The organism is Enterococcus sp. DIV1096b (genome assembly GCF_050498765.1).
GTDB classification, from domain to species: domain Bacteria; phylum Bacillota; class Bacilli; order Lactobacillales; family Enterococcaceae; genus Enterococcus_D; species Enterococcus_D entomosocium.
Genome location: NZ_JBMHEK010000001.1, coordinates 546,280 through 570,666 on the forward strand (window position 1 = coordinate 546,280; position 24,387 = coordinate 570,666).

Genomic DNA, 24,387 nt, shown 5'->3' on the forward strand with positions numbered 1-24,387 from the left:
CGTATGTAGATATTATTTTACAAAAACCCAATCTAACAACTTTCTTCAGACATTTGATTCGTCCAAATGTCTTTTTTTGTCGTTCCCCCAAAAACGAAGAATATTGAGACAACTTTGTGTGAAAAGGAGGAGGCTGTTTCTTAGCTTCAACCTTCTTGACGCACCAAAGACTTGAAGAAAGGAGGATATGATGAAACTACTTACATTGTTTTCTGCAGTATTCCTACTAAGCAGCACGGCGGTCAACACGACGCTGGCGTTCCAGCAAGTTGCTTATGCAGAAACAGAGTCACTTTCTGAAGAGACGCAACACTCCTCAACTGAGGAAACCACTAATTCTGCTGATCTATCGGAAGACCAAGAAACAACCGAAGAAAGCAGTGAAGAACAATCTTCTTCGGAAGCCACGGATGATTCCACGACAGCTAGCCAAGAAGAAGCAGAGGAAAATGAAGCACTGCCCGAAGCAGAAACGCCAGATAGCTCAGAAGACGAAGCGGAAACAGAAGCTGAGAATGAGCAAGTCGAAGGGTTCGATGCTGAAGCTTCAGAGGTCACATTGACTGTAGCAAGTGAGGCGCAATTGCGGGCAATTTTACTTGGGGAACCCTTCACCGATGAAGAGGGCACGGAGTATCGTTACGAAGAAATCGCCAATGAGCAATCTCTAGTGCTTACTTTTGCCAGCAACTTGGCATTAACTGGGCCAATCAGTGGTATCCAACGGATGAACGTTACCTTTCGTAGTCAAGAAACACCTGTGATCGTTTCGCATACGGCGGCAGAGAACCTGATGCAGTTTGCGGCACCTGTTCAACTGACTTGGCAAGGGGTGCAGCAACAAGGCATCCAGTCAGCGCAAGGGCTGGCTCAAACAACTGGGGCATCAACGATTACTTTTGAAGATACCCAACTGGAGCTGACCACTACCGCAGGACGCGTGGTGAATAACAACCAAGCACATCTTCATTTCAAAGGAACCAATGTGGTGACGACAGCGACGTCTTCCATTCCAACGTTATTCACGGCTGAAGGACTCTTTGTCGAAGGGCAATTGACGGTCAATCATCGCTCATCAAATGCCACACCAATCTTTGAAATGAATCAAGTAGCAGTCGCTAGCCAAGCTGAAATTTCTGTCACCCGAAGTACCAACAGCAATACTGGCACTGTCTTTCACATGACAGGTACCGCAGCAAGCCTTGATTTTGGTCAAGGAAGTATGACCACGATTCGCCAATCTGGCGCAATGGTTTCCCTGCCAAATGCCAATCAAGATAGTCGGTTGACGCTAGCAACCGGGGCAACACTAGATGTTGGCACGGGACAGGGGCTTTCTGGGGACTCTACCAGTACGTTAGGGGAGGTACGATTACAAGCAGGTAGTCAGTTAAAACTATCTGAGTACGGGACGGTCAGCGAGACGCCCGCCATCAATGTCGGACACCGATTCATCGTTGAAAATAGTACCGCAGACCAACCTACCATTATTGAAGGAACGCGGACGGGCACAACGACCGGAGCTTTTATCCAGCTCCAAAGTGCAAATTCCTCCATCGATTTTGGGGAGAATACACAAACGCGAATATCGCAGCATGGACCGATGTTTACGGGTGTGGCTAGTACCACGATAGTGATTCAAGACCACGTGAAAATGAACAATCAGCATAGCAACGGGTTTAATGGCAACGTAGCAGTCAACAGTATTGCGATTGGTGATCAGGTGGATATAACCATCAGTGAACCTAGTAATGCCACTGTTGGTCAAGCGTATCGAACCTTTTTCGCAACGTCTTCGGTTCAAATCGGAAGTCATACAACAATTGACGTACCGAGAACGCGAACGACCTCTTCAGCAAGTACATCGAATGTCGTCATCGGTTTAGCATCGAGCAACGGAAAAATCACCATTGGTGACTATTCAGAAATAGCTGTGAATCAGCGTGGGGCGTTCGTCAACGCAAGCTTGGCTCAGGTAACTCTAGGAAAATACTCAAAACTAACGGGCGTATTAGGGAATGGCTTTACCGCTGGAACGCTGGTCGATCAATTCGAGCTGCTTGAAGGGGCTGAAATCAATGTTGCTGAGCATTCAACGAGTGCAGCAGCCAATGCTTTTTCCGTGCAACGGCGTTTCTTCCTAGGAGAAAAAGCAGCAATCAATTATTCTCGCACATCATCAGCAGCCGATCCTTTCATTGCACTGGGTTCAACGTCGACGGCTTCACAATTTTTGTCAGAAGCAAATGCAACTATCAGCCTCAATCAAGTAGGACCATTGGTGACTGGTCGCAGCACAACAGATATCTATATTGGTGAAGCAAATACGATCAACTTACAAACCGCACAAGGGTTTACTGGCGGTACCTCATCTGCTGCTTCTTCAACCATTCGCCGGTTGCATGTGGGCGATCACTCTGAAATCACCGTTTCTGGACGAAGCAATGCAAATGTTGATTTTTTCCGGTTTAGAGAAGAAATCAAACTAGGTCGTGAAGCGGAAGTAACGGTCAATCATACTACGCGACAAGCTGCACGAGCCGTTTTTCGTTTAACCTTGGCGAATTCGAAATTTACGATGGAAGAAGCAAGTAAAGTTGAAGTTGATACTGGTGGTCGATTTATTCAAGGTGTTAGTACGAGTGACTTAGTATTTGGAGAAAATTCATATACTAGAATAAATGCAGCTAGGGGAATGACAGGAAACACCTCTGTTCGCTCTGTTATTCTTGCGCAAAAAGCTGAAGTTCATATGACGGAGCCAACGACTAGTAATATTCAAAATTCAGCAGTCGGACATAATTACGCACGAATAAGAGTAGCTCAACGGGTTGAGTTACTTGATAACGCTAAAATGACTTCTAAAAGGGATCGCACAACATATGATTCACGCTTTATCCAACTTGGAAATGCGAATTCCTTTGTCCGAATAGGAAAAGGTGCGCAAATGGATGTCAACCAATCGGGAGGAATATTTAGGGTAACCACGACATCGAATTTAATTCTTGAAGACGAAGCAGTATTTAATGGGGTTGCCAGAGGATTGAATACGCAAGGCGGTGGGAACGGCTCAAGCAATCATTCAAATTCTTTCGCAAACATTACGGTCGGTAAACGAGCGGAATTTTTCCTTACAGATAATCGGAATGGGATGGGGACAACAGCAGAGTTTACCAATCGTCCGCTTGTTAATGTACGAAATACCTTTATTGCCGATGAGGACTCAACCGTTACGTTAGAAACCATTCGAAATAAATTACAAGTTCTTTACTTCAGAACGGCAAATGCACAATTAAATGTAAAAAATGTTGCGCTATTTGAAATTAGTCATCCTACGACAAGAACAGGTCAAGCAAATGCACAATTACAGCGATTGATACGATCGGAACGAAATACGGTTGCAAATGGTCTTAAAATCAATGTAAATAACCAAAAATTCTCAGTATGGGAGAATGCTGCTTTGGAAACGCCAACCGAAGAGTTTATCAATATTTATGGAACGATGCGTATTAATCGTAACGGGGGAAATCCCTTTCCCTATGGGGGGACCGGTAGTGCAGAAGCTCGTTCAAGATTACTGAGTGGCGAACAATTAGATGGTTCTTTGGAAAGTCTGGAAAGACAAACAGATATTTATCAAGTGATTGCGAAAAATAATTACAATAAAATTCGTTTTTCAGAACCAGAAGGTCTGGTTGCCCGAATCGACGCATTGAGTGATCAGTCGACTGAAATCACTGGTTCCATGTATGAGGATACCGATATCACAGTGATCTCCTATACCAATACTGACGGAGAACTCGTTGAATTAGACAAAAACTCTGAACGAATCGAATGGGGCGACTATCGGGATGAAAATCAGCTGTATCGCTATTTCCGCATTCCCTTAAGAGAAAATGAGCGATTGGAAACAGAGACAGAAGTGTCGATTTTCTTATCGAAACCTTCGATTGAGACCTATGTCGATGTGACCGCTCGTCAAACCGTGATTAAAGGTGTGAATTTTGAAGCATACAATATCACCTTAGATCGCTATAAAATTAATGAATTAAGCACGCAAGAAGAATTAGATGCTTTGATCCTTCAAGAAAGCCGAGCACAAGCCGCAAACGTCTTGACGGAAGCGGATATGACGGATGACTTTCGCATCGTAGAAACGGATCTTACACGAGAAGTGGACGAAGACGGCAGCTACTTCGCTGTTCTTGAGGTGGGGAATAAAGCGTACCAGCTGACCGTCGGTATCGATGTGACATCGAAACTTGAGCATATGCGGGTGACAATCCCGACCAAAATGGTCTTTGAATCCTTGTACAATACGGCGGAATCGAATCGTAATTTTGAAAGCCAAGGGTATGAGATCCGCAATCAATCGCCACTTGCTGTGGATACCTATATCAATCAATTGGCGATCGATGATAGCGCCGGAATCGTCTTGTTAGAAGAGGGAGAAGATCCTCTCGACTATGCCGAAAGTGAAAGCGAAGAGGACGACCCAACCCTGACCTATGACGACATCTCAACCCCGCTGTTGCGACTGAACCTAAAAACGGAAGAAACCCAGATCCAACTCTATGAAGCGATGGAAGAACAACACTTGGTTCGCTTAGCAGAAAGAAGCCGCGTGCCGATTTCCTTAACAGGGGATTTCTATGGGGACTATCCCCAGTGGGTCGTTGATTCAGAAGCCGATCAAGGCGGATATTATGAAGACTTGCTTGTACCGAATTATCGCATCGTCTTGCGATTTGTCCCACGAGACTAAGGAAAAAAGATCGTACCAAATGTGAAGGAGGTGAATCCATTGGAGCAAGCAAATCAAACCGAAACAAAGGATCGACGGAAATGGCTCTGGTGGTTGTTGCTATTGGCCGTACTTGCCGGTGGACTCGGGTACTATTTCTATCAATCAAAAGAAGCGGTTCCGTTGATCAGTGCAGACCTGTTGCCAGAATCTGGCGATGCCACCGATCAGCGATTATCTGAACGGGCGCAGGAAATTGCAGATGCGAATTATTTCACCCTGCAAATCAATCCAGAAGCCATTTTTGAAGATGGTCAAAGCACGGGATCCATCGAGATCGTCAATCCGGGCACCAATGTGTACCCAATCGCCGTGGATATCTCTTTACTGTCGAGCGGGGAAGTCATCTATTCTTCCGGTGCGATCTATCCAAATCAATTTGTTGAAAATGTCGCCTTGGCGACACCATTGGCAAAAGGCGAGTATCCTGCCAAAGCCACCATCAATATTTACGACCCTGAAAGCAAAGAAAAACAAGGGGTCACTGAAGCTGAATTAACGATTATCGTTAAGAATTAAAAAAAGGAAAAGTGAGGAAATAAAAATGAAAAAATTTGTAGCAGCTATTCTAAGTACAGCAACGATCGCAGGAGTAATTGCAAGCGGCACCACCGCTTTTGCGACACAAACTATTGATGGACGTGAAGGCGATACGTCAGGAGATGTCCAGGTAAACGGGATCATCGGTGAATTCGATAATACAACACCTGGACCAAATCCCGATGATTTGAACCAATGGATCAATGTGACGATTCCAACGACTGCTTTGTTCTATACGACTGAAGCGTCAAGCCACAAAGAAATCGTTTCACCTGCCTACACAGTGACAAATAACTCAGCAGTTGGTGTGATCGCTTCTGTTGCAGGTGTTGAAACACCATTGAATATGTCTGAAGTAGACTTGTTAAACGTAAACGGGATTAAGTTGTTTGAAAACGGCACACCAACCGTAGCAGAAACAGAATTGTTTACCCTTGAAGGCAACCAAGGAACGAATGAAGGAACATTTGCGTTCACTGGTGAAGCAACACCGACCGATGCATCCAAAGAATCAAACCCAAGCTTCAAATTGGTCTTGAGTTTTGCGCCGGATGTAGAAGAAGACTAAAAACTGAAATCCCAGTAAAGAAGGGATCTATCGTATGAAAAAAAGAAAACGAATCATTTTTTTCGTCGCTGTGTTACTGACTCTGAATGTCTGGGATCTATCGGAAACCATTGTCGCAGAGGCGACAACAGGGCAAGTCTCTGTGACTGGTCGAATCGGTGAAACAGCGAAGAAAGAGGAAGAAGCAGACGATGACAATAAAAAAACGATTGTCGCAGATGCTTCTCAAATCGGACAAGGGAAATTACCACAAACAGGTTCTTCAAACACAAGCAGTTTGATCATTCTGGGGTATGCACTCTTAGTACTGTTTGTCATTGCAGCAACAAGAAAAAAGAAGCACGGTGAAAGCGTCGCTCCTTAATTATCGTCATCGCTAGAAGCGTAAAGGAGAAACTGTGAGGAAAACTTACAGTTTCTCTTTTTTAATGAAAGAGTAGAGCGGATAAAAAATGAATCAAGAAGGTAAGCAGTCCTTAGTGATACCACAAACGCTGTATAAGTGAGGTCAGTGATAGCTTTGAAAGGATACAGAAGATGAAAATCAAGAAAGAAGCGTTTGAAAGAACCATCATAAATAGTGAATATATTGGTTACTACTATCATCTGCTGAGTGCAGATACTTGCCCGTATCACCAAGGAAAACAACTCGATACCATGCGTTACTTGCTAGAAAACGATCGTATAGAAGAAATAAAAGCCAGTACTCGCTATTTATTTCTTTTACGTAAATATAAGTTACCCAGCAACCTGCAAAAAGAGTATCAATTATTGGAAGAAAGTGTCTCCTTTATCTCAAGCTTAAACACCCATCTGCTGATTCCTCAAGAAGCCATTGAGCAAAGTCTTTCAATCAAGGCAGAAAATGGAGTAAAGGATCAAAAAGAGCATTACAAGCAACTGGTTAGAGAATTGCTGGATATTTTGCATTGACACCTTTGCCTGGGTGCTTTTTCAGCAACTAGAAAAATTAGTGAATGAATAACTAGAAGAACAAGCTGAGCTTTAGGAAGAAAATAACGGGGCTTGTTCCCCTCAAAGAAAGGAGCAAAGAAGCTTGACTGTATTTACTTCAAAGATAGAATATCTTGATGGATTTCAAAAGAAATTTACGGATTCCAATCGTGAAAATGGTGCCTTAGCCTCTTATGTAGAAAAGCAATTAACGTTACTTGATCAATTGGTAGCAGGGATTTCTCCAGAAACATTTTGGGCGATCACCCCAGATATTCTGGGAATCGATGCCAAACTGGTTTTAGTCACAGAAATGATGCGATTTGACGATTTTTCCGATGACGAGATCATTCGAATCGTCGAAAAAGATTATCGCTTTTATCTGAAAGAATTGTGCGGTTACAATCTAGGAATGGAAACGAAGCATTCTCTGGTTTTCAACGTGAGATAAATCAAGGAGGGGAATAGTCGGAATCACTTCTAGCAAAACGATTTGGTAAGAAGTGATGAGTATTTTTAATGTTTCTGCAATTAGTAAAGGTGAGCGATTGAAATAGAAGGTTTGTATCGAAAAAAAGGATGAATAGACAAAAGCATTCAGGAATTGGTTTCTTGAATGCTTTTTGTCTATTCATTTATCTAAAAAAGGTCTTTGCTTTGGTTTCTACTCCCTCTCATGTAAAATCACCGTTAAAACGATGCCGAATCAGCAAAAATTCTGCAAATAAAATTATTTGTGTTATATTTGAAGGGCATCTGTTCATTTTTTTAATATTCGTTTATTTTTAATCGCGTATAGTGAGAAAAATAAACGACGCGATGGCTATTTTTTTCGCTTTAATTGATTAGCTGGGGAAGGTTTGTCCAAATAAAACCCTTGTTGAAGAAAAATCTCTTCTTCAAGCAAGTACTCATGGATATCCGAGGTTTCGACCCCTTCGACAATAAATTGGATTTTACGATTGCTGGCGATATTTCGCCAGAAGTCGATCAAAAAGAAAATCTCCTTTTGGGACAGCACTCGCAACGAGATAGGCGAAAATTTGATCACATCGATTTTATCCAGCATCGGTGCAATATTTGTCAGTGAATGAATGCCTGTCCCTACATCATCCAATGCGACAGAAAAGCGCATCTTTTTTATTTGGTTGATTTTGTTCATAAGAAAAGACTTGGGATCACAGGCGATAGAAGGTTCCGTATCGTCTTCGGTGATCTCAATCAAAATACGATCATGGTAGGGTGCTAAGTCAGCTAACATCAGAAAGGTTTCTGGGTAGCTGAGTTGTTGCGGGTGGATATTAAGACTGATTTTTGTTTCTTCATTCGGGTGAAGTAAGCTGAAAATTTCATTTCGGTACCATTGCAGTAAGCGAGTGTGTAGCTTTTTGTATTTGATCACTTGCTGGAAGAAGGAAAGGGGAAACCTATTTCTTTCGGTACTTCTCAATAATAATTCGTAGCCAATCACTTTCTGACTATCTGCTTTCATTTGAAAGATAGGCTGGGCATCAAAATATAATTGAGGAAATATCGATAAGAGTTCTTGTTCTATTTTCTCAGACATTGGTTTCTGCTCCTTTCTGGGGTAGTTTTATTTTTGGTTTCATGAAGTGCAGGAAAGGAAGATCGAGTTCTTTACCTGCATTGTTAAAGAATCGAGCCTTTCAAAATCATGGGCGAAGGATTTTAAAGAAAAATCTATGAAAGAAAGAAGGAATAGTGTGTTTGTCCATCTGATTTATGCTGCGATCTATTCTGTTTTAGTTGTAAGCTTGCTCATTTCGTATGATCTGTTTATCAAGAACTTCAAAGAATTGAATTTACGCTTGTCATTTAAAATTCTTATCGGTGTCGTTCTGTTCATTTCGCAAGTCTACTTTATTATATCATTTTCTTTGAACAGTATCGGTTATGTTGCGTATGAATATACGATTCCAATCTTTATTTATTATTTTGGTATCCTCAAAGAAAAAATATATCTGATTGGGCTGGTCCCCGTCATCTTGCTAACTTTTTTTGCATTGATCAATAAATTCGAATGGGGAGCCATGCTCTTTATTATCGGATTAAATTACATCATTTTAATCATTACTTGCTTATTAAAGAAAAGATTTTACGGACAGACAAATCATACTGTCTTTTATCTATTTTCGATTGTGGTTACGGTTGTCTCGCCGATGGTCAATGCATTGCTTTTTCACCGCCGTGAAGTTGGTCTTTGGGATGCTGTCACTTTAGGGATTGGATCAGTGGCAATCGTTTATTTATGGAAGTATTATCTGCAGAATCAAAAAAACTTTCTCGAAAAAATCAATACGAAGATCATTGAGCGCAATTATGATGAGTTGACGAAGGTAAAAAATTTCCGTAGTTTGAACGAAGATATTTCAAAATTGGTGATAAACGAGAAGGATCAGCTGGTCGTGGTGATGATGGATTTAGATCATTTTAAGCAGATCAATGATCACCATGGACATCAAATCGGCAATCAAGCCTTAACCTTCTTTTCGGATAAACTGACGACATTTCTCTATCAAAAAAGTCCTTCCCATTTAGTCGAAGTCTATCGGTATGGTGGCGAAGAATTTTTAGTCCTATTTAAAGAGAATACTTCCGTGTCAGTGAAAAAAATTATTGAAGAATTTCATTTGTTCTTAAGCAATGAACAGTTGAAACTAGAGGGAACACAACTGACCCTTTACTTTTCAGCAGGGATTTCAGAAGCAGGTCCTACGTTAGACATTTCAGAAATCTTTTATCAAGCGGATCAAGCATTGTACGAAGCCAAAAGGAAGGGCAGAAACCGCACGATTATATTTTCTTGAGACGTTTTCGTTTCTAAAGAAGGTTCAGCAGTCTTTTCTCAAGTGGATAGGTGTTGTAGGAAGCCAAAAGGAGAGACAAGGCCGTATGATTTTTTTAGACGAATGCTTTTCAGAAGAAGTTTTAATAAAGAGACAATGTTCGCAGGCTTCTTTGTCCAGCGTCGTAGGTTTTTCAAAAGGAAGAGGGGAAGCAATTTGGCAAGTATAACGGTTTACCAAACGGTTTGGCGATTAACTTTAGAGGTTAAGCGAGGATAGAAAGGCAAGTAGAGTGCTTTTTAAGAAATGGGAAGAAACCACTTCTTTTTTTGCACCAAGCATTGGGTAGCCGCACTTGGCAGCATCGAATTGGTTTTCTGCGTGTTTACACCCTTAGAAAGCAATGGTATATTTATTTGATAAGTAAATAAAATTATTTTTTTCCTGTGTGTAACGAAGACTGACTAAGGAGACTTCCCTATGAAACCAATTCGGCGAACACTGTACCAAAGTGCTTTATACGTAGCTATTCCTTTGATCGTGAGTCTACTGATTGGCTACTTAGCCAAATGCTCACTCCTGATTCCTGCATCCATTATTTATGGCGTTCTTTTGGTGTTTATGATCCCTTCCGACAGCTTTTTATCAAGCAGCGTGGACTACCAAGCGAAAAGCATGAATCCAAGTTTTCGTCCTCCGCCATTAAAGAGAAGGATCGAAGGTGCGCCAGAAACGATCAATTTCCTCTTCGTTTTAACGGCACTGGTTTTATGTTTGCTACTCTTGTTGGTTGGGTAAAGGGAATTCATAGAAATCATGTACTAAGAAGAATGTCGAAAAGAAAAGGAGAACAGCGATGAAATTACTCAAACAAATCAATTTAATGGATGATAAAAAAACAATAAAGAGATTGAATCTCGCGGCGATCCCTAGTTTTATTTTTTTCTATGTGTTCTTTACACTCTTTGTCTTAGGTGGTCATGGGTCAAATGCTGAAACTTCGTTTATTTTCGATCTTTTGCTCTTAATGGTTGCGTATTTTATTCTCATCATTATTCATGAATTGATCCATGGTGCCTTCTTCAAGCTTTTTGACCCTAAAGGGAAGGTAAAGTTTGGGTTCAAAAATGGGGTAGCATATGCCACGAGTCCCCATTCCTTTTATTCAAAAGGGAAATTTGCCATCATTTTATTGGCGCCATTCATTGGCATTTCTGTGGGCCTCTTTCTAATATATTTATTTGGCTGGTTGACGGCATCTCTTTTTACCTTGATTGCTACCGCACATGCCGCTTCTTGTGTGGGAGACTTTTACTTTCTTTTTCTGATTGTTAAAGCACCAGCGAACAGTTGTGTAGAAGATACTGAAGTGGGGTTGAATATTTATCAAGGAGAGTAGTTTATTTTTTCAATTGATCTTGGCAAAATCAAAGAGCAAGAAAATGTATGTTAGAAAATCTCTTACAAAAAAACAAACACCTCAAAAGTGTTTGTTTTTTTGTAAGACTGTTTATAAATAACGTATATAGCAAGAAGACTGTTCGGCCGACAAAAAGAAAATTTGTTTTAAACGACCGTTTTCTTACTAGCGCTTTACCGATACAACGGCAAACTACCAGCGACTTTATTGATACTCTTTTTCTTGCCTTTTAAACAAAGACCAAAATAAGCCAGTGTTTCTGTGGGAATCGTCTCAAGCGTCTGACGGTATTTCTCGTAAGAATTGGTGATCTGAGCAACATCGGAAAAATCAATGATGGTTACTTCTGGATCAGCTTGCTGACTGATCGATTCACGAATGGTCTGCAACTGTTCCTTGTTCGTTTTTAAGATAGGAATGGGAAAGTTGACAATGCCAAGGTGTTTTCTTCCTGTCGAATCGTAAATATCTTCTCCGATTCCTTCGGGAAACAATTTGCCTAAGGTTGCACCTAAAATTGCAGCAGTATTTGCAACTAAGCCAATCGGTAATTGTTCATCGATAATCATGACACATTTTTCTTGGTTATTCATACGTTCTCACTCCATCTTCTTGGTATATTGTTTGGTAAGCTTTCGGGGTGACCCCAATCAAGCTTTTAAAGATACGGGTAAAATGACTTTGGTCACTAAAACCTGTCAGAAAAGCGACTTCTGCAATTGCTTCTTGTGCTTCTAGTCTTTTCTTGGCAGCACTGATGCGCACCGTACTTAAATATTGAAACGGCGACAGCCCATACGCTTTGGTAAACTGCCGAATCAAGACGTACTGATTCATTCCAAAAACGTCACTTAATTCACTCAAGGACAATTTTTCAGCATAATGTTGATCGATATAGGCTTTTGCTGCTGCGGCTTTATTTGAAACCGGATCTGTTTGTTCGTGGGTGAAATCCGCATACTGAACAAGCAGGTCGTGAAGGAGACAAGTAAAGCGTTCTTGCTTTTCAAACTCATCGCCGCGATCCGACAGCAACAGCTGGTGCACTGCATGAAATTCCTCTTTTTCTTTCACTTGGCGAATGACCGGTTCAGGAAAGTGCGGCGTCAATTGAGTGTTAAAAATTTTTTGTACTTGTACCGCCATGTTCTCCGGGGTTAAGTGGATATTGCGGTAAACCAGCTTTTCCTCCGTGAGTTGCTGGCAGCGGTGGGCAGCCTTTGGCGGAATCAAAATCAAGTCGCCTGCTTCAACGATATAGCAGGTATTTTGACAGGTGAATTGACGCGTCCCAGCTTCCATCAAGCCAATCACATAATATTCGTGCCAATGGTTAGGAAACTCCTGCTGGATGCCGTTAAATAATAAAGCCTCTACACCAAGGGTGCTATCTTGAATGATTTTTCGTTCATTTCTCATCTGCATTCTCCTTTTTGTTACTATAACAAAAGTGGTTTTTGGTGAATAGAATGATATTGACTTTTGACTATTTTTCTTGATGGAGGCCCTTGATTGGGACTGAGAAAAGGGACTGGAGAATGTCGGGAAAGAGCGGATCAGCCTTGAAGAAAGAACAGCAGTATATTTTGACGATTCTATGGAATGAATCAAAGCAAATAGACCATGCACCGTGAAAAAAATAACGATAAATCCTTGGCATTTGAAAGTTTTATTGATGGAAGTATGGTACCATTTGACTGCAGTAAAGTTTGTGACGGTGGCTATCTTTGAAAGGTGGTGGTGCTTATGAATGTAAGTACTAACTCTTCAGAAAGGAGAAGCCTTTTTGTCCACAGCGGAAGCAATCGGGCTAACGATCAGTTTTGGTACATTTACCGCCATGCTGATCTTTGGTATCCTAGCCGCAGTGAAAAATGACAAAAAAAATAACCGTCGACTTTAACAGGGAAACGGTTATCTTTTAAGTTAAAAAAACTGTCGCCGTCTTAAATGGCGCTGCAGAGGGGTTGTGGCAACAACTCCTCTTTACATAGTTAGTATAGCAAGAAGAGAGTGATTTTTCAACTTTAACAAGGATATTTTCAAACAAAATCGATAAGCGACATAGTCAAAACCTTATTCTCAATTGGAATAAGTGTTCGATGTAGTCATTTTTGAAAAGTGTTCGAACATCTAAAAACGAATGCAATGTTTAAAGAAAAGGGAAGCATTATTATCGAAACTAGCGGCTAATAAGTACCAGATAAATTCTGGTACATTTATTGCCGTGCTGCTCTTTCGTATCCTAGCCACAGTGAAAAATAACAAAAAAATAACCGTCGACTTTAGCAAGGAAACGGTTATTTTTTTACTAATAAAACCCTGTCGCCTTCTTAAAAGGTGCTAGAGAGGAGTTGTGGCAACAGGTTTCTTCTATACAGATCACTATCGATCATATTCGTGAATGCTAATCTACCAATCGCTCGAGATCGTAGGAAAAACCGTTTTGCTTACTTAGTTCCTTGTAAAACAAGCCACTTTTCTTTATTGTACGTTTCTGTGTGGCTAAATCTAAAGAAACTAAGCCGTAGCGGTTTTTATATGCATTGATCCATGACCAACAATCAATGAATGTCCATAGATGATACCCTTTTATATTACAGCCATCTTGAATTGCTTTCCATAAATAGGCGAGATGATCTTGGATAAATTCAATGCGATAGTCATCAATCACCTGTCCATTTTCATCCATGAACCGTTCTTCATTAGCAACACCCATGCCGTTTTCTGAGATAAAGGATTCAATATTTCCATAGTTATTTTTGATGTCCATACATAAATCATAAATTCCTTTTTCATAGATTTCCCATCCACGATATTCATTCATTCGACGACCAGGCATAATATGCGGTTCAAAGAACCATTCTGGTAAGAATGGACTTTCTAAATTAACGGCAGAAGTTCTTGCTTTGACACGGCGTGGTTCATAGTAGTTTAGACCAAGTATCTGCGCGGTATTCTCTTCAATAATTTTTAGGTCTGTGTCATTGAAATCAACGGGTAATTGGTCATATTCCTCCAGCAAAGAGATTAGTTTTTCTGGAAATACTCCTTTGACCATGGGATCTAAGAAACTACGTGTATAAAAAAGATCCGCAATTTCTGCTGCTTTTTTATCTGCTGAATTTTGGCTTCTTGGGAAAGTCGGACTCAAATTGAGAATTACTCCGATTTTGCTAGATAGCTGGTATTTTTTAAAAGTTTGAATGGCTTTTGCATGGGCTAATATGGTAAAGAACGCTGCTTGAGCACCACGTTTAAAATCAATGAGATTTGGATAGTGAAAATCTTCTAAATAAGAGCCCAAGATTGGCCCCAAAGGTTCGTTAAAGGTGAACCAATGATAAACTAAGTCGCCAAACGCTAGAAAACAGGTATCAGCAAAATTTACATAAGCTTCAACAACTTCACGTGATTCCCATCCCCCTTTATCTTGTAATTTTGCTGGCATGTCAAAATGATAGAGATTCACAAAAACTTTGATATTATTATTTTTCATTTCGGTAAAAAGATCTCGATAATAGGCTATCGCTTTCTCGTTCGCTTTACCAACCCCATCATTTGGAAACATTCGTGCCCATGAGATAGACACCCGAAATGAATTGTGCCCGGTTTGTTTCATCAATTGAATATCTTCGTGGTAACGATGGATATGGTCTGTCGTAATACTAGGTCCAATTCGTTTATAAAAACGATGAGGTTCTTCGTGAAACCACCGATCCCATACGGTCTCCGCTTTTCCTGTTTCTCCACGCCCTTCAGATTGTTCTGCTGACCAAGCGGATCCCCACCAAAAGTCAGCTGGAAATGTTAACTGAGTATGTATTGACATTATCGTTTCCTCCTGTTCGTTTTTAACAGTGTAACATTGCTTTTGATATAAATAAATACTTTTTATTAAAAATATATATCTTTTTATGGTGGGTATGGTTTTAGCTGTAAAAAGACAATTTTTATGTTAAAGTATAAGTAATAGAGATGAGTATGAGGGAGTAAGTTATGAAGAAACAGCCAAAATATATGGAGGTTTATACGGAGGTAAAGAAAAAAATTGCCAATGGAACCTATCAAATCGGTGAAAAATTACCTACGGGCGATGAACTTGCGCATGAGTATCAAACAAGTAAGCTCACTGTGAAGAAAGGTATTGATATGCTAGTATCAGAGGGAGTTTTACGAACACGTAGTGGATTTGGAACGGAAGTTCTACGCAGACCAATTGATAATTCGAAAGTGTTTGGACCAAATGAAGGTCTTTTTGATTTAGTAGGGGAAGAACATGTGACTTCTGAAATCCATACGTTCTCAATTGAGTTGCCATCGAATGAAGTTGCAGAAATTTTAGAAATAAATCAAAAAGAGTATGTCTATAATATTATTAGAAGTCGTTTTATTGATGAACAGCCTTATTCTATTGAGCAAACGTTTATGCCACTTTCTGTTATACCGGGGTTAGAACCAAAGCATTTGAAACGTTCTGTATATGGCTACATTACAAATGAGCTTAGTCTAGAGATTAAATCTTCCCATATTTGGATCAAAGGGGATGTGGCAAATGATTTCGATGCGGAAATTCTTTCTGTAAAACCAGGCGAGTTTATGATAGAGGTAGACAAAGTGGTGTCATTGTCTTCTGGTATACCGTTTGAATATTCTCTTTCGAGACATTTATACAAAGATTTTATTTTTGAAGCAGTTTTTGTTGAGAAGTGAAGACTAACGAATTTCGTTGGTCTTTTTTTGACTTTCGAAAAAAGATATATAATTTTAAATAAAGATATTTACTTTTTGGAAGAGCTGGTGTATGATCATCCCATAAGCAATCGCTTACAACTAAAAAAGGAGACTGATTGGAATTATGAGTAAAAAAGATGCTATTTTTGAAAAGTTCGGAATAATAGCCACAAGGTTAGGGAACCAGATTCATCTTCGAACACTAAGGGATGCTTTCGCCACTTTTATGCCTTTTATGATGTTGGCGGGATTTGTTACATTGATCAACTATGTTATTTTAGAGCCAACAGGATTTATGGGAAATATTATTGATCCAGCAACATTAACGACGATTCAAGAGATCGGGACTTCCATCAGTAATGGAACGCTAAGTATAACGACACTATTAGTTGTTGCGGCAGTTTCTTATCATATGTGTGTTAGCAGAAATTATACAAATCATATTGCTGCTGTTCTAGTCGCTATTTCAACGTTTATTGTTCTCACCCCTATGATGACGATGTTTACACCAGAAGGAAGTCAAGAAGCGCTGGAAGTAGGTGGGGTTATTCCTGTCACTCATACTGGTGCGTCAGGAATGTTCGTTGGAATTTTTGTGGGCTTAGCTGCTACGGAACTCTTTATTAAGTTATCTAATAATAAAAAGTTACAAATTCAATTGTCAGGAAATATCCCTCCAGCTGTGTTGAAGTCTTTTAACGTCCTTATTCCAATCATGATTACCGTGACTACCTTCGCAATTGGTTCATTTGCTGTCAATCAATTATTCAATATGGATGTTAATTCGTTGATTACTACTCTAATCACTGGGCCTTTAAGTAGGGTAACGACAGGTTTACCAGGGTTCCTCTTAATTACCTCAATTGCAAATCTCTTTTTTGGGTTTGGAATTCATCAAGCAGTGATATCAGGTTCACTTCTCGATCCGTTCTTGATTCAAAATATGCAAGAGAATATGGCTGCTTATGCGAATAGGGAAGATATTCCACATATCATAAACATGGCATTTAAAGATACGTTTGCTGTTATGGGAGGGTCAGGAAATACTATTGCTTTGCTAATTGCTATTTTTATCTTTAGTCGTCGTAAAGATTACAAAGACTTTGCAAAATTATCCGTAACTCCAGCACTTTTTAATATCAGTGAACCAATCATTTTTGGTTTACCAATTGTTTTCAATATTAGTTTGATTATTCCATTTGTATTGGCGCCGATTTTTTCCCTAACAGTTGCATATTTTGCGACAGCTGTTGGTTTGATCAATCATGTAGTCGTGCAGATACCTTGGACCACTCCTCCCGTCATATCTGGATTTTTAGCAACTGGTGGCGATTGGCGAGCATCAGTCTTACAAATTGCGATCATTGCTGTGAGTGTTTTTATCTACTTACCATTTTTACGTATCGATGAAAAAGTTACCTCAACAATAGGAAATGAAGAGGCAAATGATTGAGAAGAGGAAACTTCACAAGATTTTTTGAAGTCGTCTCAAACCAAAGGGACGAGAAACAAATAAATTGAACAAATTTGTATATCAAAAAGAGACCACATAGATACATGTGAGTCTCTTTTTTTTGTGGAAATATCAATCAGTGAACTTGTGAATAGAGGGAAAGAATTACCTGAAGAATTTTTTTTACAAATCTATTGAGTTTCCATTCTATTTCTCACGGTTTTGGCTAACTTTTCAATAATATACATTGCCGGTATCTGGGTTGTAATATCAGCTTCATTAATTTTTTCTAGCGAAATATTATAGGTTATTGAAATATCAGCTAAATTAGAAAGTGTTGAATTAGAGCTGCTGGTAATTCCTATTACTGAGCTTTCTGATAGATTCAAATGATTTAAATATTGAATGATTTCTGTGGTCTCGCCGGAAACGGATAAAGCGACGATACACATTTTTTTTGCTAACTCAGTGGATAGGTAATTAATAGGATAATTACTAGGATCTTCAATGCGAATCGCCATGTTAAATAGTGACGAGAAATAAAGAGAACCATATTCAGCAACAACATTTGAGGAGCCTACGCCAATAAAAATGATCAGCTCTTTTTCCATCAATAAGTGAACTGCCTCATCAAATTTATCTTCAAAGAATTTGTCTTGTGTCCGTGCTAAAAAATTCAAGAGTTCACTCTCAAAATCAAGTGTTTTTACCTCTTTTTCTTCTTTAAGAGATTCGAGATACGCACTGAGGTAAATTTTAAATTCAGAAAAACCGGTACAGCGAAATTTTTTACAAAAGCGTAGTACGCTGGCAGTACTCGTATGACTTTTCTCAGCTAATTCACGAATACTCATGGAAGCAACTGCATTTACGTCTGAAATTATTGCTTTATATACTTCAATATCCGTTTCATTTAAGTCTGGTTGATAGTCAAGAAACAACATAGTAATCCCCTCCTGTTACAAATTGTAACAGGATTGTAACCGGTGTCAATCGTCTGTTTTTGTAACCGTTTACTTAAAGGCGGTATTTAAGGGGATAAAAATAATCTATACTGACCATGTAGTTAAGTTAAAGGAGTGTTTCAGGATGGATAAAGGAATAAAAATTGCAACAATTGGCGGTGGATCAAGTTATACACCAGAATTGATAGAAGGATTTATTAAACGATATGCTGAATTACCGATTTCAGAATTATGGCTTGTGGATATTGAACAAGGAAGAGAGAAATTAGAAATAGTTGGGGAACTTACTAAACGTATGGTAAAAAAAGCGAACCTTCCAATGAAAATTTATATGACTCTTGATCGTGAAGCGGCATTAAAGGATGCGGACTTCGTTACGACGCAATTTCGTGTAGGTCTTTTGGAAGCGCGAGCGAAAGACGAGAGAATTCCTTTAACATATGACACGATTGGACAAGAAACGAATGGTCCAGGAGGGCTTTTTAAAGGATTACGCACGATTCCTGTTATCTTAGAAATAGTGAAAGACATGGAGCGCCTATGCCCAGAAGCATGGCTGATCAACTTCACTAATCCAGCTGGCATGGTGACAGAAGCTGTCTTACGCCATAGCAATATGCGTAGAGTAGTAGGTTTGTGTAATGGACCAATTGGAATAGAACGTGGCATTGCAGAAACATTAAAAGTACCCAAAGAAGAATTATATGTTGAATTTACTGGGCTAAATCATATGGTTTTTGCGAAAAAGATTTATCATAAAGGGATTGATGTGACCCAAAAAGTACTTACATTGATGACGCAAGATACTGGCGATGCAGTTGGTCTGAAAAACATTGCTGATTTAGAATGGGAACCAAATTTTTTCCGAACACTTGGCATGATTCCCATCGGCTATTTAAGGTATTACTATCAAACAGCTACTATGTTGTCTGAGCAAAAACGATCAGCAGAGAAAGAAGGAACTCGTGCAGAAGTTGTGCAGAAAATCGAACATGAGTTGTTTGAACTTTATAAAGATGAACATCTAGCAATCAAACCACCTCAATTGTCAGAACGTGGGGGCGCTTATTATAGTGAAGCAGCATGTAATTTAATTAATTCCATCTATAATGACAAACGTGATATTCAAACGGTCAATACAAGAAATAATGGTGCCATTAGTGATATCGATTGTGATTCAGCGGTTGAAGTAAATTGTTTGATTACAAAACAAGGACCGATCCCTTTGACTACAGGTGAATTACCTATTCCTATCAAAGGACTAGTTCAACAAATTAAGTCTTTTGAACGTATAGCGGCCCAAGCAGCTGTTACGGGAGACTATAACACTGCTTTATTAGCGATGACGATCAATCCCTTAGTTCCAAGTGATAGGACAGCAAAGCAACTACTTGATGAAATGCTTTTAGCACACAAAGAATATCTGCCGAATTTTTTTAAAGGAGAATGACAATGAAAGTAAAATACTATGTTGAGGCAAATTACCAAGAAGTCAGTAAGATCTGTGCAAAACTCATTTTAGATGTCTTAAAAGAAAAGCCAAATGGGTTATATTGCTTTGCAGGTGGTGATACACCCGTAGGAACGCTTAACATCATTGCAGAAGCAGCAATCAACAAAGAAATAGATTTATCCCAGGCAAAGTTTATTGAACTAGATGAATGGGTTGGAATCGATCCGAAAAATGAAGGCAGTTGTCTATCCTATTTAAAAAGAAACTTATTCAATCGGGTTCCTATTGACCTAAAGCAACTTCACACATTTGATCCTTTAGCCGATGATTTAAATGAGGAATGCAAAAAAGCTGATAAATTTATCGAGGAGAATGGAGGATTAACACTGAGTTTGCTTGGGGTTGGAGTAAATGGGCACTTAGGTTTTAATGAGCCTGGTTCGTCCTTCGAAGATAAAGCTCATATAGTGAACTTAGACGAATCAACCCAAAGTGTTGGGAAAAAATATTTTTCAGATGAGAAAGTTGATCGTACGAAAGGAATTACGTTAGGTATAGGACAATTATTACAATCTGGAACAATGATCGTACAAGCTAGTGGAGCAAAAAAGAAATCTGCGATACAACAATTTCTATGCGGTACGATTACAAAAGAGTGTCCAGTTACTTCTCTATGGTTGCACAAAGATCCTGTATTGGTGGTTGATAAGGAAGTCGTGAACTAAAAGGAGGAAAAAAGATGCAGGTCATTGAGAACAAGGTATTGCCTATATTGCTGAAAATAGGCAATAGTAAACACTTAGTTGCTATAAGAAATGGGATTTCCATGACGATTCCTTTTACTATTGTTGGAAGTATCTTCCTAATCATTGGTAACTTTCCAATACAGTCATGGATGGATTTTGTGTCAAATTGGGGGCCGCAGTTGAATGCACCAGTCAATGTTACGTTCGGAATCCTTGGACTGATATCTGCCATTGGTATAGGCTATCATTTAGGAAAAGAGTTTGGTGTTGATGCTATTTCTAATTCGATGCTCACAACTATCGGCTTTCTTCTAGCAACATTAAACGATGACTGGACGATAAATTTGGCTAATTTTGGTGCTAGTGGTATGTTTACCGCGATCATTGTTGGGGTCTTTGTTACTCATGCTTTTAAATGGTTTGTCACTCACAATATTGTAATAAAAATGCCAGAGGGTGTGCCGCCCACTGTAGCAACCTCTTTTGCAACGTTAATCCCAGGGGCATTTATTCTGACCGTTATATGGATCGTCAGAACTTTATTAGGGGTTGATATCAATGAAATCATTACTATTGTTTTCCAACCTTTAATGCAAGGGATGGGAACACTCCCAGGCATGCTGTTATACACACTTCTCGTTTGTTTGCTATGGATATGTGGAATCCACGGAGACAATGTTTTGTCTGGAATTGCGACCCCTGTTTTCCTAAGTTATCTTGCTGATAATACGGCAGCTTTTCAAAGTGGTGCAGAAGTACCTCATGTTTTTGCCGATGGATTTTGGATTGTCTTTATGTGTTTAGGCGGAACTGGAGCAACACTCGGTCTAGTGTTAAATATGCTCCATTCCAGAAGTAAGATGTATAAGTCGATTGGACGATTATCTTTGCCGTCAGCTATTTTTTGTATCAATGAACCGGTTATTTTTGGTTTGCCTATTGTGATGAATCCTGTAATGCTTATTCCGTTTATAGCAACGCCTATGGTCCTATGTATCGGTACGTATATCTTAATGAATATTGGTATAGTAGGACCGATTGTTATTCAAGTTCCATGGACTATTCCTCCTATTATTGGTCCTTATTTAGCTACTAATGGTAGTATTGGAGCAGCCGTTTGGTCTTTTGTATCGATTTTCATTTCATATTTTATTTATATGCCATTTTTCAAAATATTGGAAAAGCAGCAAGTGAAAAATGAAACCGCAGAGGCGCAAGAAACGGAAACAACGATTCCTGTGAGTATAAGTGAGTAGATAGAAGAAGCCTATTTTCCATCATTCATTAAGATAAGTATTTTTAGGTATCAGAAAATAACTTTAAAAAAGTATATTGGAAAAAAGACGATTGTCCTTCATGATTCTGATAGTTTCAATAATAAAACAACAAATAGCATCATTATCTAAGCGAATCAGTAAATGATTCGCTTTTTTAATGTTGTATTTTTTATCATTTGCTTCTATCAATAAAACCTTCTCGAATACTTTATTGGATGTTATGGTAATCCTTGAAATCTCCTCTTCGGTCTATCGTTTAAAAAAAACGGAGCTTCAGTTGTACCGATAAATGATGGCGATTTCATTTTGTGCAAGCTATAGTTTAGGTGGGGGTAGCAAATATGATTCATTTCAAATTGACGTATCTGTTTTCAGAACCAAATATTGAGGCGTTTCTTCAGTTGACGAAGTGGAGGGATGAGGAATTTCTGGCGGAGATTGCCAAGATCAATCAAATCACTGAACAGCGGTTGAATCAACGAATCACGATGCATGAGGGAGAAGTTTTGATTCCTTCGCTGATTCAACGAAAATGGCCGGAAATTCTTTTCGATGTCCAGAAGAACACGTTGTTTTTTTCGGAAGAAGAGCGGCGGTCCATGATTTATCTTCTGACTTTTTCAGCAGTGAAAGACTTATCCGTCTACCAGTTTCAAGATCTGTTATATGTCAGTAAAAATACGATTTTGAAGGACTTAAAGGGGATCAGAGAGGAACTTGCAGCTTTAAAGATTCAACTATTGTACTCTCGAAAATATGGCTTTTATCTAGAGGGAGAGGAATATCAGATTCGCGCTCTTGCTTTTCGAAAAGTCAGTGCGTTATCCAATACGAAAAATGGGAATTTGCTTTTATTTGAGGGAATCTATGAGCAGAATAAAACGATATATATTCAAATAAGAGATCGTTTGTCCGCAACATTGACTGCCTTCAATCTGGTGATCGTACCGAGCCGCTTCGAAGAAATGCTTTATTTTCTTAATTATTTATCCTTTCGGATGGCAGAAACGGCTGTTTCTTTAGCGGAGACAGAAACATCGCTGCTACAGTCGCTGCATGTCCATCAAGTTAGTCAGCAGTTTTTAGCAGAATTTCCTGCCATCAAAGATCGGAAAACAGAAGAACTTTATGTAACGATCCTGTTGAAAACGATTCTGCAAGGAGATATCGAAGATACTTCATTAGAGTTTTTATTGGAATGTGCCAGTAAGATCATTCATGAAATGGAACGGCTGGCAGCTATCGAGTTTGTGGACTATCGCACCCTTTTGATGAACACATTCTATCATCTTGTCCCGGCGTATTTTCGAATCCGCTACGGTTTTCCACTGGAGAATGTACTGATTGAAGAAATCAAGCTGCAATACAATGAGTTGTTTGAACTGACGAGACGAGCACTGGGTTCTTTAGAAGACCTAGTCGGTACGATCCCTGATGAAGAAATCGGTTATTTTACGATTTTGTTTGGTGGAGAAATCAGTAAACAAAAGGCCAAACGTGATTACTTCCAATTGAATGCATTAGTTGTCTGCCCAAGCGGCATCAGTTCATCCTTGATTTTGGAATCAGAATTAAAGGAACTGTTTCCCCAGATCCATTTTTTGCCGGCTCGTTCGATCGAAGAGTATGAAAATGTTCGTTTCAATGAAGAGATTGATCTGATTTTTTCCAGTGCCCCGATCAAAACCAAACGACCATGTTATGTGATCAATCCGATTATGACGCCCATTGAGAAGGATGAACTGCTTAGAAACGTACAAGCGGCATTCTTTCCTTCAAAAACTGGTTTGCATTCCATTGACGATGTGTTAGAAGTGATTTTGCCCTATGTTGATTTAAAAGCAGGCATCAGTAAGCAAAAGCTGAGAAAAATTTTGCAAAGAAAAATCAATCGAGAATTGAATAGAAGGGAAGACCAACGTCCGATGTTATCAGATTTATTAACAGCAGAAACCATCCAATTTACCGAGGTGCCGCTGACTTGGCAAGAAGCCATTCGAGAAGCTGCTGCACCATTAAAAAAGACTAATAAGATTGAGGAACAGTATATAACCGCCATGATCAATAAAGTGGTGGATCACGGTCCCTTTATCCATATTGGAAAAGGCATCGCTTTGCCTCATGCGCGTCCAGAAGATGGGGTCAATGCGATCGGGATGTCGTTATTAAAAGTCAAAGAGCCAGTGCTTTTAAATGATGATCCGCAACACCCCATTCAAGTGTTTATATGTTTGGCAGCAGTTGACAATGAGCTCCATCTAAAAGCGTTAGCGAGTTTAACAAAAATTTTGTCGAATAATGAAAAACTAACTGCGTTACTTTCCGCAACCAATGCGGATCAAATAATTGAAGTGATCAGAGAAGGAGAAGATGAAAAATGAAATTTGCAGCAGTGTGTGGATCAGGATTAGGATCAAGTTTTATGGTGGAGATGAATATCAATTCTGTATTAAATGAATTGGGTGTCTCAGGTGTGGAAGTGTCCCATTATGATTTAGGAAGTGCCGCACCCGATATGGCGGATGTTTTCTTCGTTGGTGGCGATTTAGCCGATAGTGCGCAGCATCTAGGTGAGATCGTGGTGTTAGACAGTATTATCGATCTCGATGAATTGAAGCAAAAGGTTCAAGCCGTTTGTCAGGAAAAAGGATTACTATAAAAAGGAG

Annotated in this window: 22 protein-coding genes; 17 read left to right on the forward strand and 5 right to left on the reverse strand. The window is 39.4% G+C overall.

The genetic code is table 11. The features are described from left to right. The first annotated feature begins 187 nt into the window (after positions 1–187). From IGJ17_RS02535 to IGJ17_RS02560, 6 genes are all read left to right on the forward strand, one after another. Positions 188–4,765 (forward strand): hypothetical protein, encoded by a 4,578-nt coding sequence (locus tag IGJ17_RS02535; RefSeq protein WP_429961060.1) that lies wholly within the window; start codon positions 188–190, stop codon positions 4,763–4,765. 39 nt (positions 4,766–4,804) lie between these two features. Further along, entirely contained in the window at positions 4,805–5,323 is a 519-nt protein-coding gene (locus IGJ17_RS02540; RefSeq protein ID WP_139960408.1) for a hypothetical protein, read from the forward strand. Positions 5,324–5,348: 25 nt separating this feature from the next. Next, positions 5,349–5,912: a hypothetical protein gene (locus tag IGJ17_RS02545; protein WP_086332078.1), complete on the forward strand. Its 564-nt coding sequence runs from the start codon at positions 5,349–5,351 to the stop codon at positions 5,910–5,912. A 34-nt stretch (positions 5,913–5,946) separates the two neighbouring features. Continuing rightward, entirely contained in the window at positions 5,947–6,276 is a 330-nt protein-coding gene (locus tag IGJ17_RS02550) for an LPXTG cell wall anchor domain-containing protein (protein WP_139960410.1), read from the forward strand. A gap of 173 nt (positions 6,277–6,449) precedes the next feature. Beyond that, on the forward strand, positions 6,450–6,845 hold the full coding sequence (locus tag IGJ17_RS02555) for a hypothetical protein (protein ID WP_429946594.1): 396 nt from the start codon (positions 6,450–6,452) through the stop codon (positions 6,843–6,845). A gap of 124 nt (positions 6,846–6,969) precedes the next feature. Continuing rightward, positions 6,970–7,317, forward strand: a complete 348-nt coding sequence (locus tag IGJ17_RS02560) for a DUF7006 family protein (RefSeq protein WP_016611346.1) — start codon at positions 6,970–6,972, stop codon at positions 7,315–7,317. A 372-nt stretch (positions 7,318–7,689) separates the two neighbouring features. On the opposite strand, the gene IGJ17_RS02565 is transcribed toward IGJ17_RS02560, so the two are convergent. Continuing rightward, positions 7,690–8,433, reverse strand: a complete 744-nt coding sequence (locus IGJ17_RS02565) for an EAL domain-containing protein (RefSeq protein WP_005232094.1) — start codon at positions 8,431–8,433, stop codon at positions 7,690–7,692. 136 nt (positions 8,434–8,569) lie between these two features. Here IGJ17_RS02565 and IGJ17_RS02570 point away from each other — a divergent pair, with 136 nt between their 5' ends. The 3 genes from IGJ17_RS02570 (at position 8,570) to IGJ17_RS02580 (ending at position 11,072) form a co-directional block, all read left to right on the forward strand. Further along, on the forward strand, positions 8,570–9,694 hold the full coding sequence (locus IGJ17_RS02570) for a GGDEF domain-containing protein (protein ID WP_258185860.1): 1,125 nt from the start codon (positions 8,570–8,572) through the stop codon (positions 9,692–9,694). A 459-nt stretch (positions 9,695–10,153) separates the two neighbouring features. Continuing rightward, positions 10,154–10,471: a hypothetical protein gene (locus tag IGJ17_RS02575; RefSeq protein ID WP_139960413.1), complete on the forward strand. Its 318-nt coding sequence runs from the start codon at positions 10,154–10,156 to the stop codon at positions 10,469–10,471. 58 nt (positions 10,472–10,529) lie between these two features. Continuing rightward, on the forward strand, positions 10,530–11,072 hold the full coding sequence (locus IGJ17_RS02580; RefSeq protein WP_429961061.1) for a DUF3267 domain-containing protein: 543 nt from the start codon (positions 10,530–10,532) through the stop codon (positions 11,070–11,072). 194 nt (positions 11,073–11,266) lie between these two features. On the opposite strand, the gene IGJ17_RS02585 is transcribed toward IGJ17_RS02580, so the two are convergent. Both IGJ17_RS02585 and IGJ17_RS02590 read right to left on the reverse strand, forming a co-directional pair. Then, positions 11,267–11,686, reverse strand: a complete 420-nt coding sequence (locus tag IGJ17_RS02585) for a DUF2000 domain-containing protein (protein WP_139960415.1) — start codon at positions 11,684–11,686, stop codon at positions 11,267–11,269. Next, a complete protein-coding gene (locus tag IGJ17_RS02590) occupies positions 11,679–12,512 on the reverse strand; it encodes a helix-turn-helix domain-containing protein (RefSeq protein WP_139960416.1) in 834 nt (277 codons plus the stop codon). The genes IGJ17_RS02585 and IGJ17_RS02590 overlap by 8 nt, the downstream gene beginning before the upstream one ends. Before the next feature lie 367 nt (positions 12,513–12,879). Here IGJ17_RS02590 and IGJ17_RS02595 point away from each other — a divergent pair, with 367 nt between their 5' ends. Then, positions 12,880–12,996, forward strand: a complete 117-nt coding sequence (locus tag IGJ17_RS02595) for a putative holin-like toxin (protein WP_258185859.1) — start codon at positions 12,880–12,882, stop codon at positions 12,994–12,996. Between the two features lie 504 nt (positions 12,997–13,500). On the opposite strand, the gene IGJ17_RS02600 is transcribed toward IGJ17_RS02595, so the two are convergent. Then, positions 13,501–14,925 (reverse strand): glycoside hydrolase family 1 protein, encoded by a 1,425-nt coding sequence (locus IGJ17_RS02600; RefSeq protein WP_139960417.1) that lies wholly within the window; start codon positions 14,923–14,925, stop codon positions 13,501–13,503. A 167-nt stretch (positions 14,926–15,092) separates the two neighbouring features. Between IGJ17_RS02600 and IGJ17_RS02605 the strand changes: the two genes are divergently transcribed. Then, positions 15,093–15,806: a GntR family transcriptional regulator gene (locus IGJ17_RS02605; protein ID WP_008377910.1), complete on the forward strand. Its 714-nt coding sequence runs from the start codon at positions 15,093–15,095 to the stop codon at positions 15,804–15,806. A 145-nt stretch (positions 15,807–15,951) separates the two neighbouring features. Continuing rightward, complete coding sequence (locus tag IGJ17_RS02610) at positions 15,952–17,280, forward strand: PTS sugar transporter subunit IIC (protein ID WP_005227522.1); 1,329 nt, start codon at positions 15,952–15,954, stop codon at positions 17,278–17,280. A 191-nt stretch (positions 17,281–17,471) separates the two neighbouring features. Here IGJ17_RS02610 and IGJ17_RS02615 read toward each other — a convergent pair whose 3' ends face one another. After that, a complete protein-coding gene (locus tag IGJ17_RS02615; protein WP_429961062.1) occupies positions 17,472–18,224 on the reverse strand; it encodes a MurR/RpiR family transcriptional regulator in 753 nt (250 codons plus the stop codon). Between the two features lie 145 nt (positions 18,225–18,369). Here IGJ17_RS02615 and IGJ17_RS02620 point away from each other — a divergent pair, with 145 nt between their 5' ends. From IGJ17_RS02620 to IGJ17_RS02640, 5 genes are all read left to right on the forward strand, one after another. Then, positions 18,370–19,695 (forward strand): 6-phospho-beta-glucosidase, encoded by a 1,326-nt coding sequence (locus IGJ17_RS02620; RefSeq protein WP_139960419.1) that lies wholly within the window; start codon positions 18,370–18,372, stop codon positions 19,693–19,695. A gap of 2 nt (positions 19,696–19,697) precedes the next feature. Next, positions 19,698–20,423: a glucosamine-6-phosphate deaminase gene (locus IGJ17_RS02625; RefSeq protein WP_139960420.1), complete on the forward strand. Its 726-nt coding sequence runs from the start codon at positions 19,698–19,700 to the stop codon at positions 20,421–20,423. A 14-nt stretch (positions 20,424–20,437) separates the two neighbouring features. Continuing rightward, positions 20,438–21,700, forward strand: coding sequence for a PTS sugar transporter subunit IIC (locus IGJ17_RS02630; RefSeq protein WP_016611331.1), 1,263 nt, complete (start codon positions 20,438–20,440; stop codon positions 21,698–21,700). Positions 21,701–22,062: 362 nt separating this feature from the next. Beyond that, positions 22,063–24,102, forward strand: a complete 2,040-nt coding sequence (locus tag IGJ17_RS02635; RefSeq protein WP_429961063.1) for a BglG family transcription antiterminator — start codon at positions 22,063–22,065, stop codon at positions 24,100–24,102. Beyond that, positions 24,099–24,380 carry a PTS sugar transporter subunit IIB gene (locus IGJ17_RS02640; protein ID WP_005227537.1) on the forward strand — a complete coding sequence of 94 codons (282 nt, stop codon included), beginning with the start codon at positions 24,099–24,101 and terminating at the stop codon, positions 24,378–24,380. Before IGJ17_RS02635 ends, IGJ17_RS02640 begins: the two co-directional genes overlap by 4 nt. The last annotated feature ends 7 nt before the right edge of the window (positions 24,381–24,387 follow it).

What these genes read in the sequence shown, in the direction of transcription:
- IGJ17_RS02605 (WP_008377910.1), top strand. Translation starts at nt 15,093, where the DNA reads ATGAAGAAACAGCCAAAATATATGGAGGTTTATACGGAGGTAAAGAAA.
- IGJ17_RS02550 (WP_139960410.1), top strand. Translation starts at nt 5,947, where the DNA reads ATGAAAAAAAGAAAACGAATCATTTTTTTCGTCGCTGTGTTACTGACT.
- IGJ17_RS02545 (WP_086332078.1), top strand. Translation starts at nt 5,349, where the DNA reads ATGAAAAAATTTGTAGCAGCTATTCTAAGTACAGCAACGATCGCAGGA.
- IGJ17_RS02575 (WP_139960413.1), top strand. Translation starts at nt 10,154, where the DNA reads ATGAAACCAATTCGGCGAACACTGTACCAAAGTGCTTTATACGTAGCT.
- IGJ17_RS02535 (WP_429961060.1), top strand. Translation starts at nt 188, where the DNA reads ATGATGAAACTACTTACATTGTTTTCTGCAGTATTCCTACTAAGCAGC.
- IGJ17_RS02610 (WP_005227522.1), top strand. Translation starts at nt 15,952, where the DNA reads ATGAGTAAAAAAGATGCTATTTTTGAAAAGTTCGGAATAATAGCCACA.
- IGJ17_RS02600 (WP_139960417.1), bottom strand. Translation starts at nt 14,925, where the DNA reads ATGTCAATACATACTCAGTTAACATTTCCAGCTGACTTTTGGTGGGGA.
- IGJ17_RS02585 (WP_139960415.1), bottom strand. Translation starts at nt 11,686, where the DNA reads ATGAATAACCAAGAAAAATGTGTCATGATTATCGATGAACAATTACCG.
- IGJ17_RS02580 (WP_429961061.1), top strand. Translation starts at nt 10,530, where the DNA reads ATGAAATTACTCAAACAAATCAATTTAATGGATGATAAAAAAACAATA.
- IGJ17_RS02630 (WP_016611331.1), top strand. Translation starts at nt 20,438, where the DNA reads ATGCAGGTCATTGAGAACAAGGTATTGCCTATATTGCTGAAAATAGGC.
- IGJ17_RS02565 (WP_005232094.1), bottom strand. Translation starts at nt 8,433, where the DNA reads ATGTCTGAGAAAATAGAACAAGAACTCTTATCGATATTTCCTCAATTA.
- IGJ17_RS02615 (WP_429961062.1), bottom strand. Translation starts at nt 18,224, where the DNA reads ATGTTGTTTCTTGACTATCAACCAGACTTAAATGAAACGGATATTGAA.
- IGJ17_RS02555 (WP_429946594.1), top strand. Translation starts at nt 6,450, where the DNA reads ATGAAAATCAAGAAAGAAGCGTTTGAAAGAACCATCATAAATAGTGAA.
- IGJ17_RS02620 (WP_139960419.1), top strand. Translation starts at nt 18,370, where the DNA reads ATGGATAAAGGAATAAAAATTGCAACAATTGGCGGTGGATCAAGTTAT.
- IGJ17_RS02625 (WP_139960420.1), top strand. Translation starts at nt 19,698, where the DNA reads ATGAAAGTAAAATACTATGTTGAGGCAAATTACCAAGAAGTCAGTAAG.
- IGJ17_RS02570 (WP_258185860.1), top strand. Translation starts at nt 8,570, where the DNA reads ATGAAAGAAAGAAGGAATAGTGTGTTTGTCCATCTGATTTATGCTGCG.
- IGJ17_RS02640 (WP_005227537.1), top strand. Translation starts at nt 24,099, where the DNA reads ATGAAATTTGCAGCAGTGTGTGGATCAGGATTAGGATCAAGTTTTATG.
- IGJ17_RS02590 (WP_139960416.1), bottom strand. Translation starts at nt 12,512, where the DNA reads ATGAGAAATGAACGAAAAATCATTCAAGATAGCACCCTTGGTGTAGAG.
- IGJ17_RS02635 (WP_429961063.1), top strand. Translation starts at nt 22,063, where the DNA reads ATGATTCATTTCAAATTGACGTATCTGTTTTCAGAACCAAATATTGAG.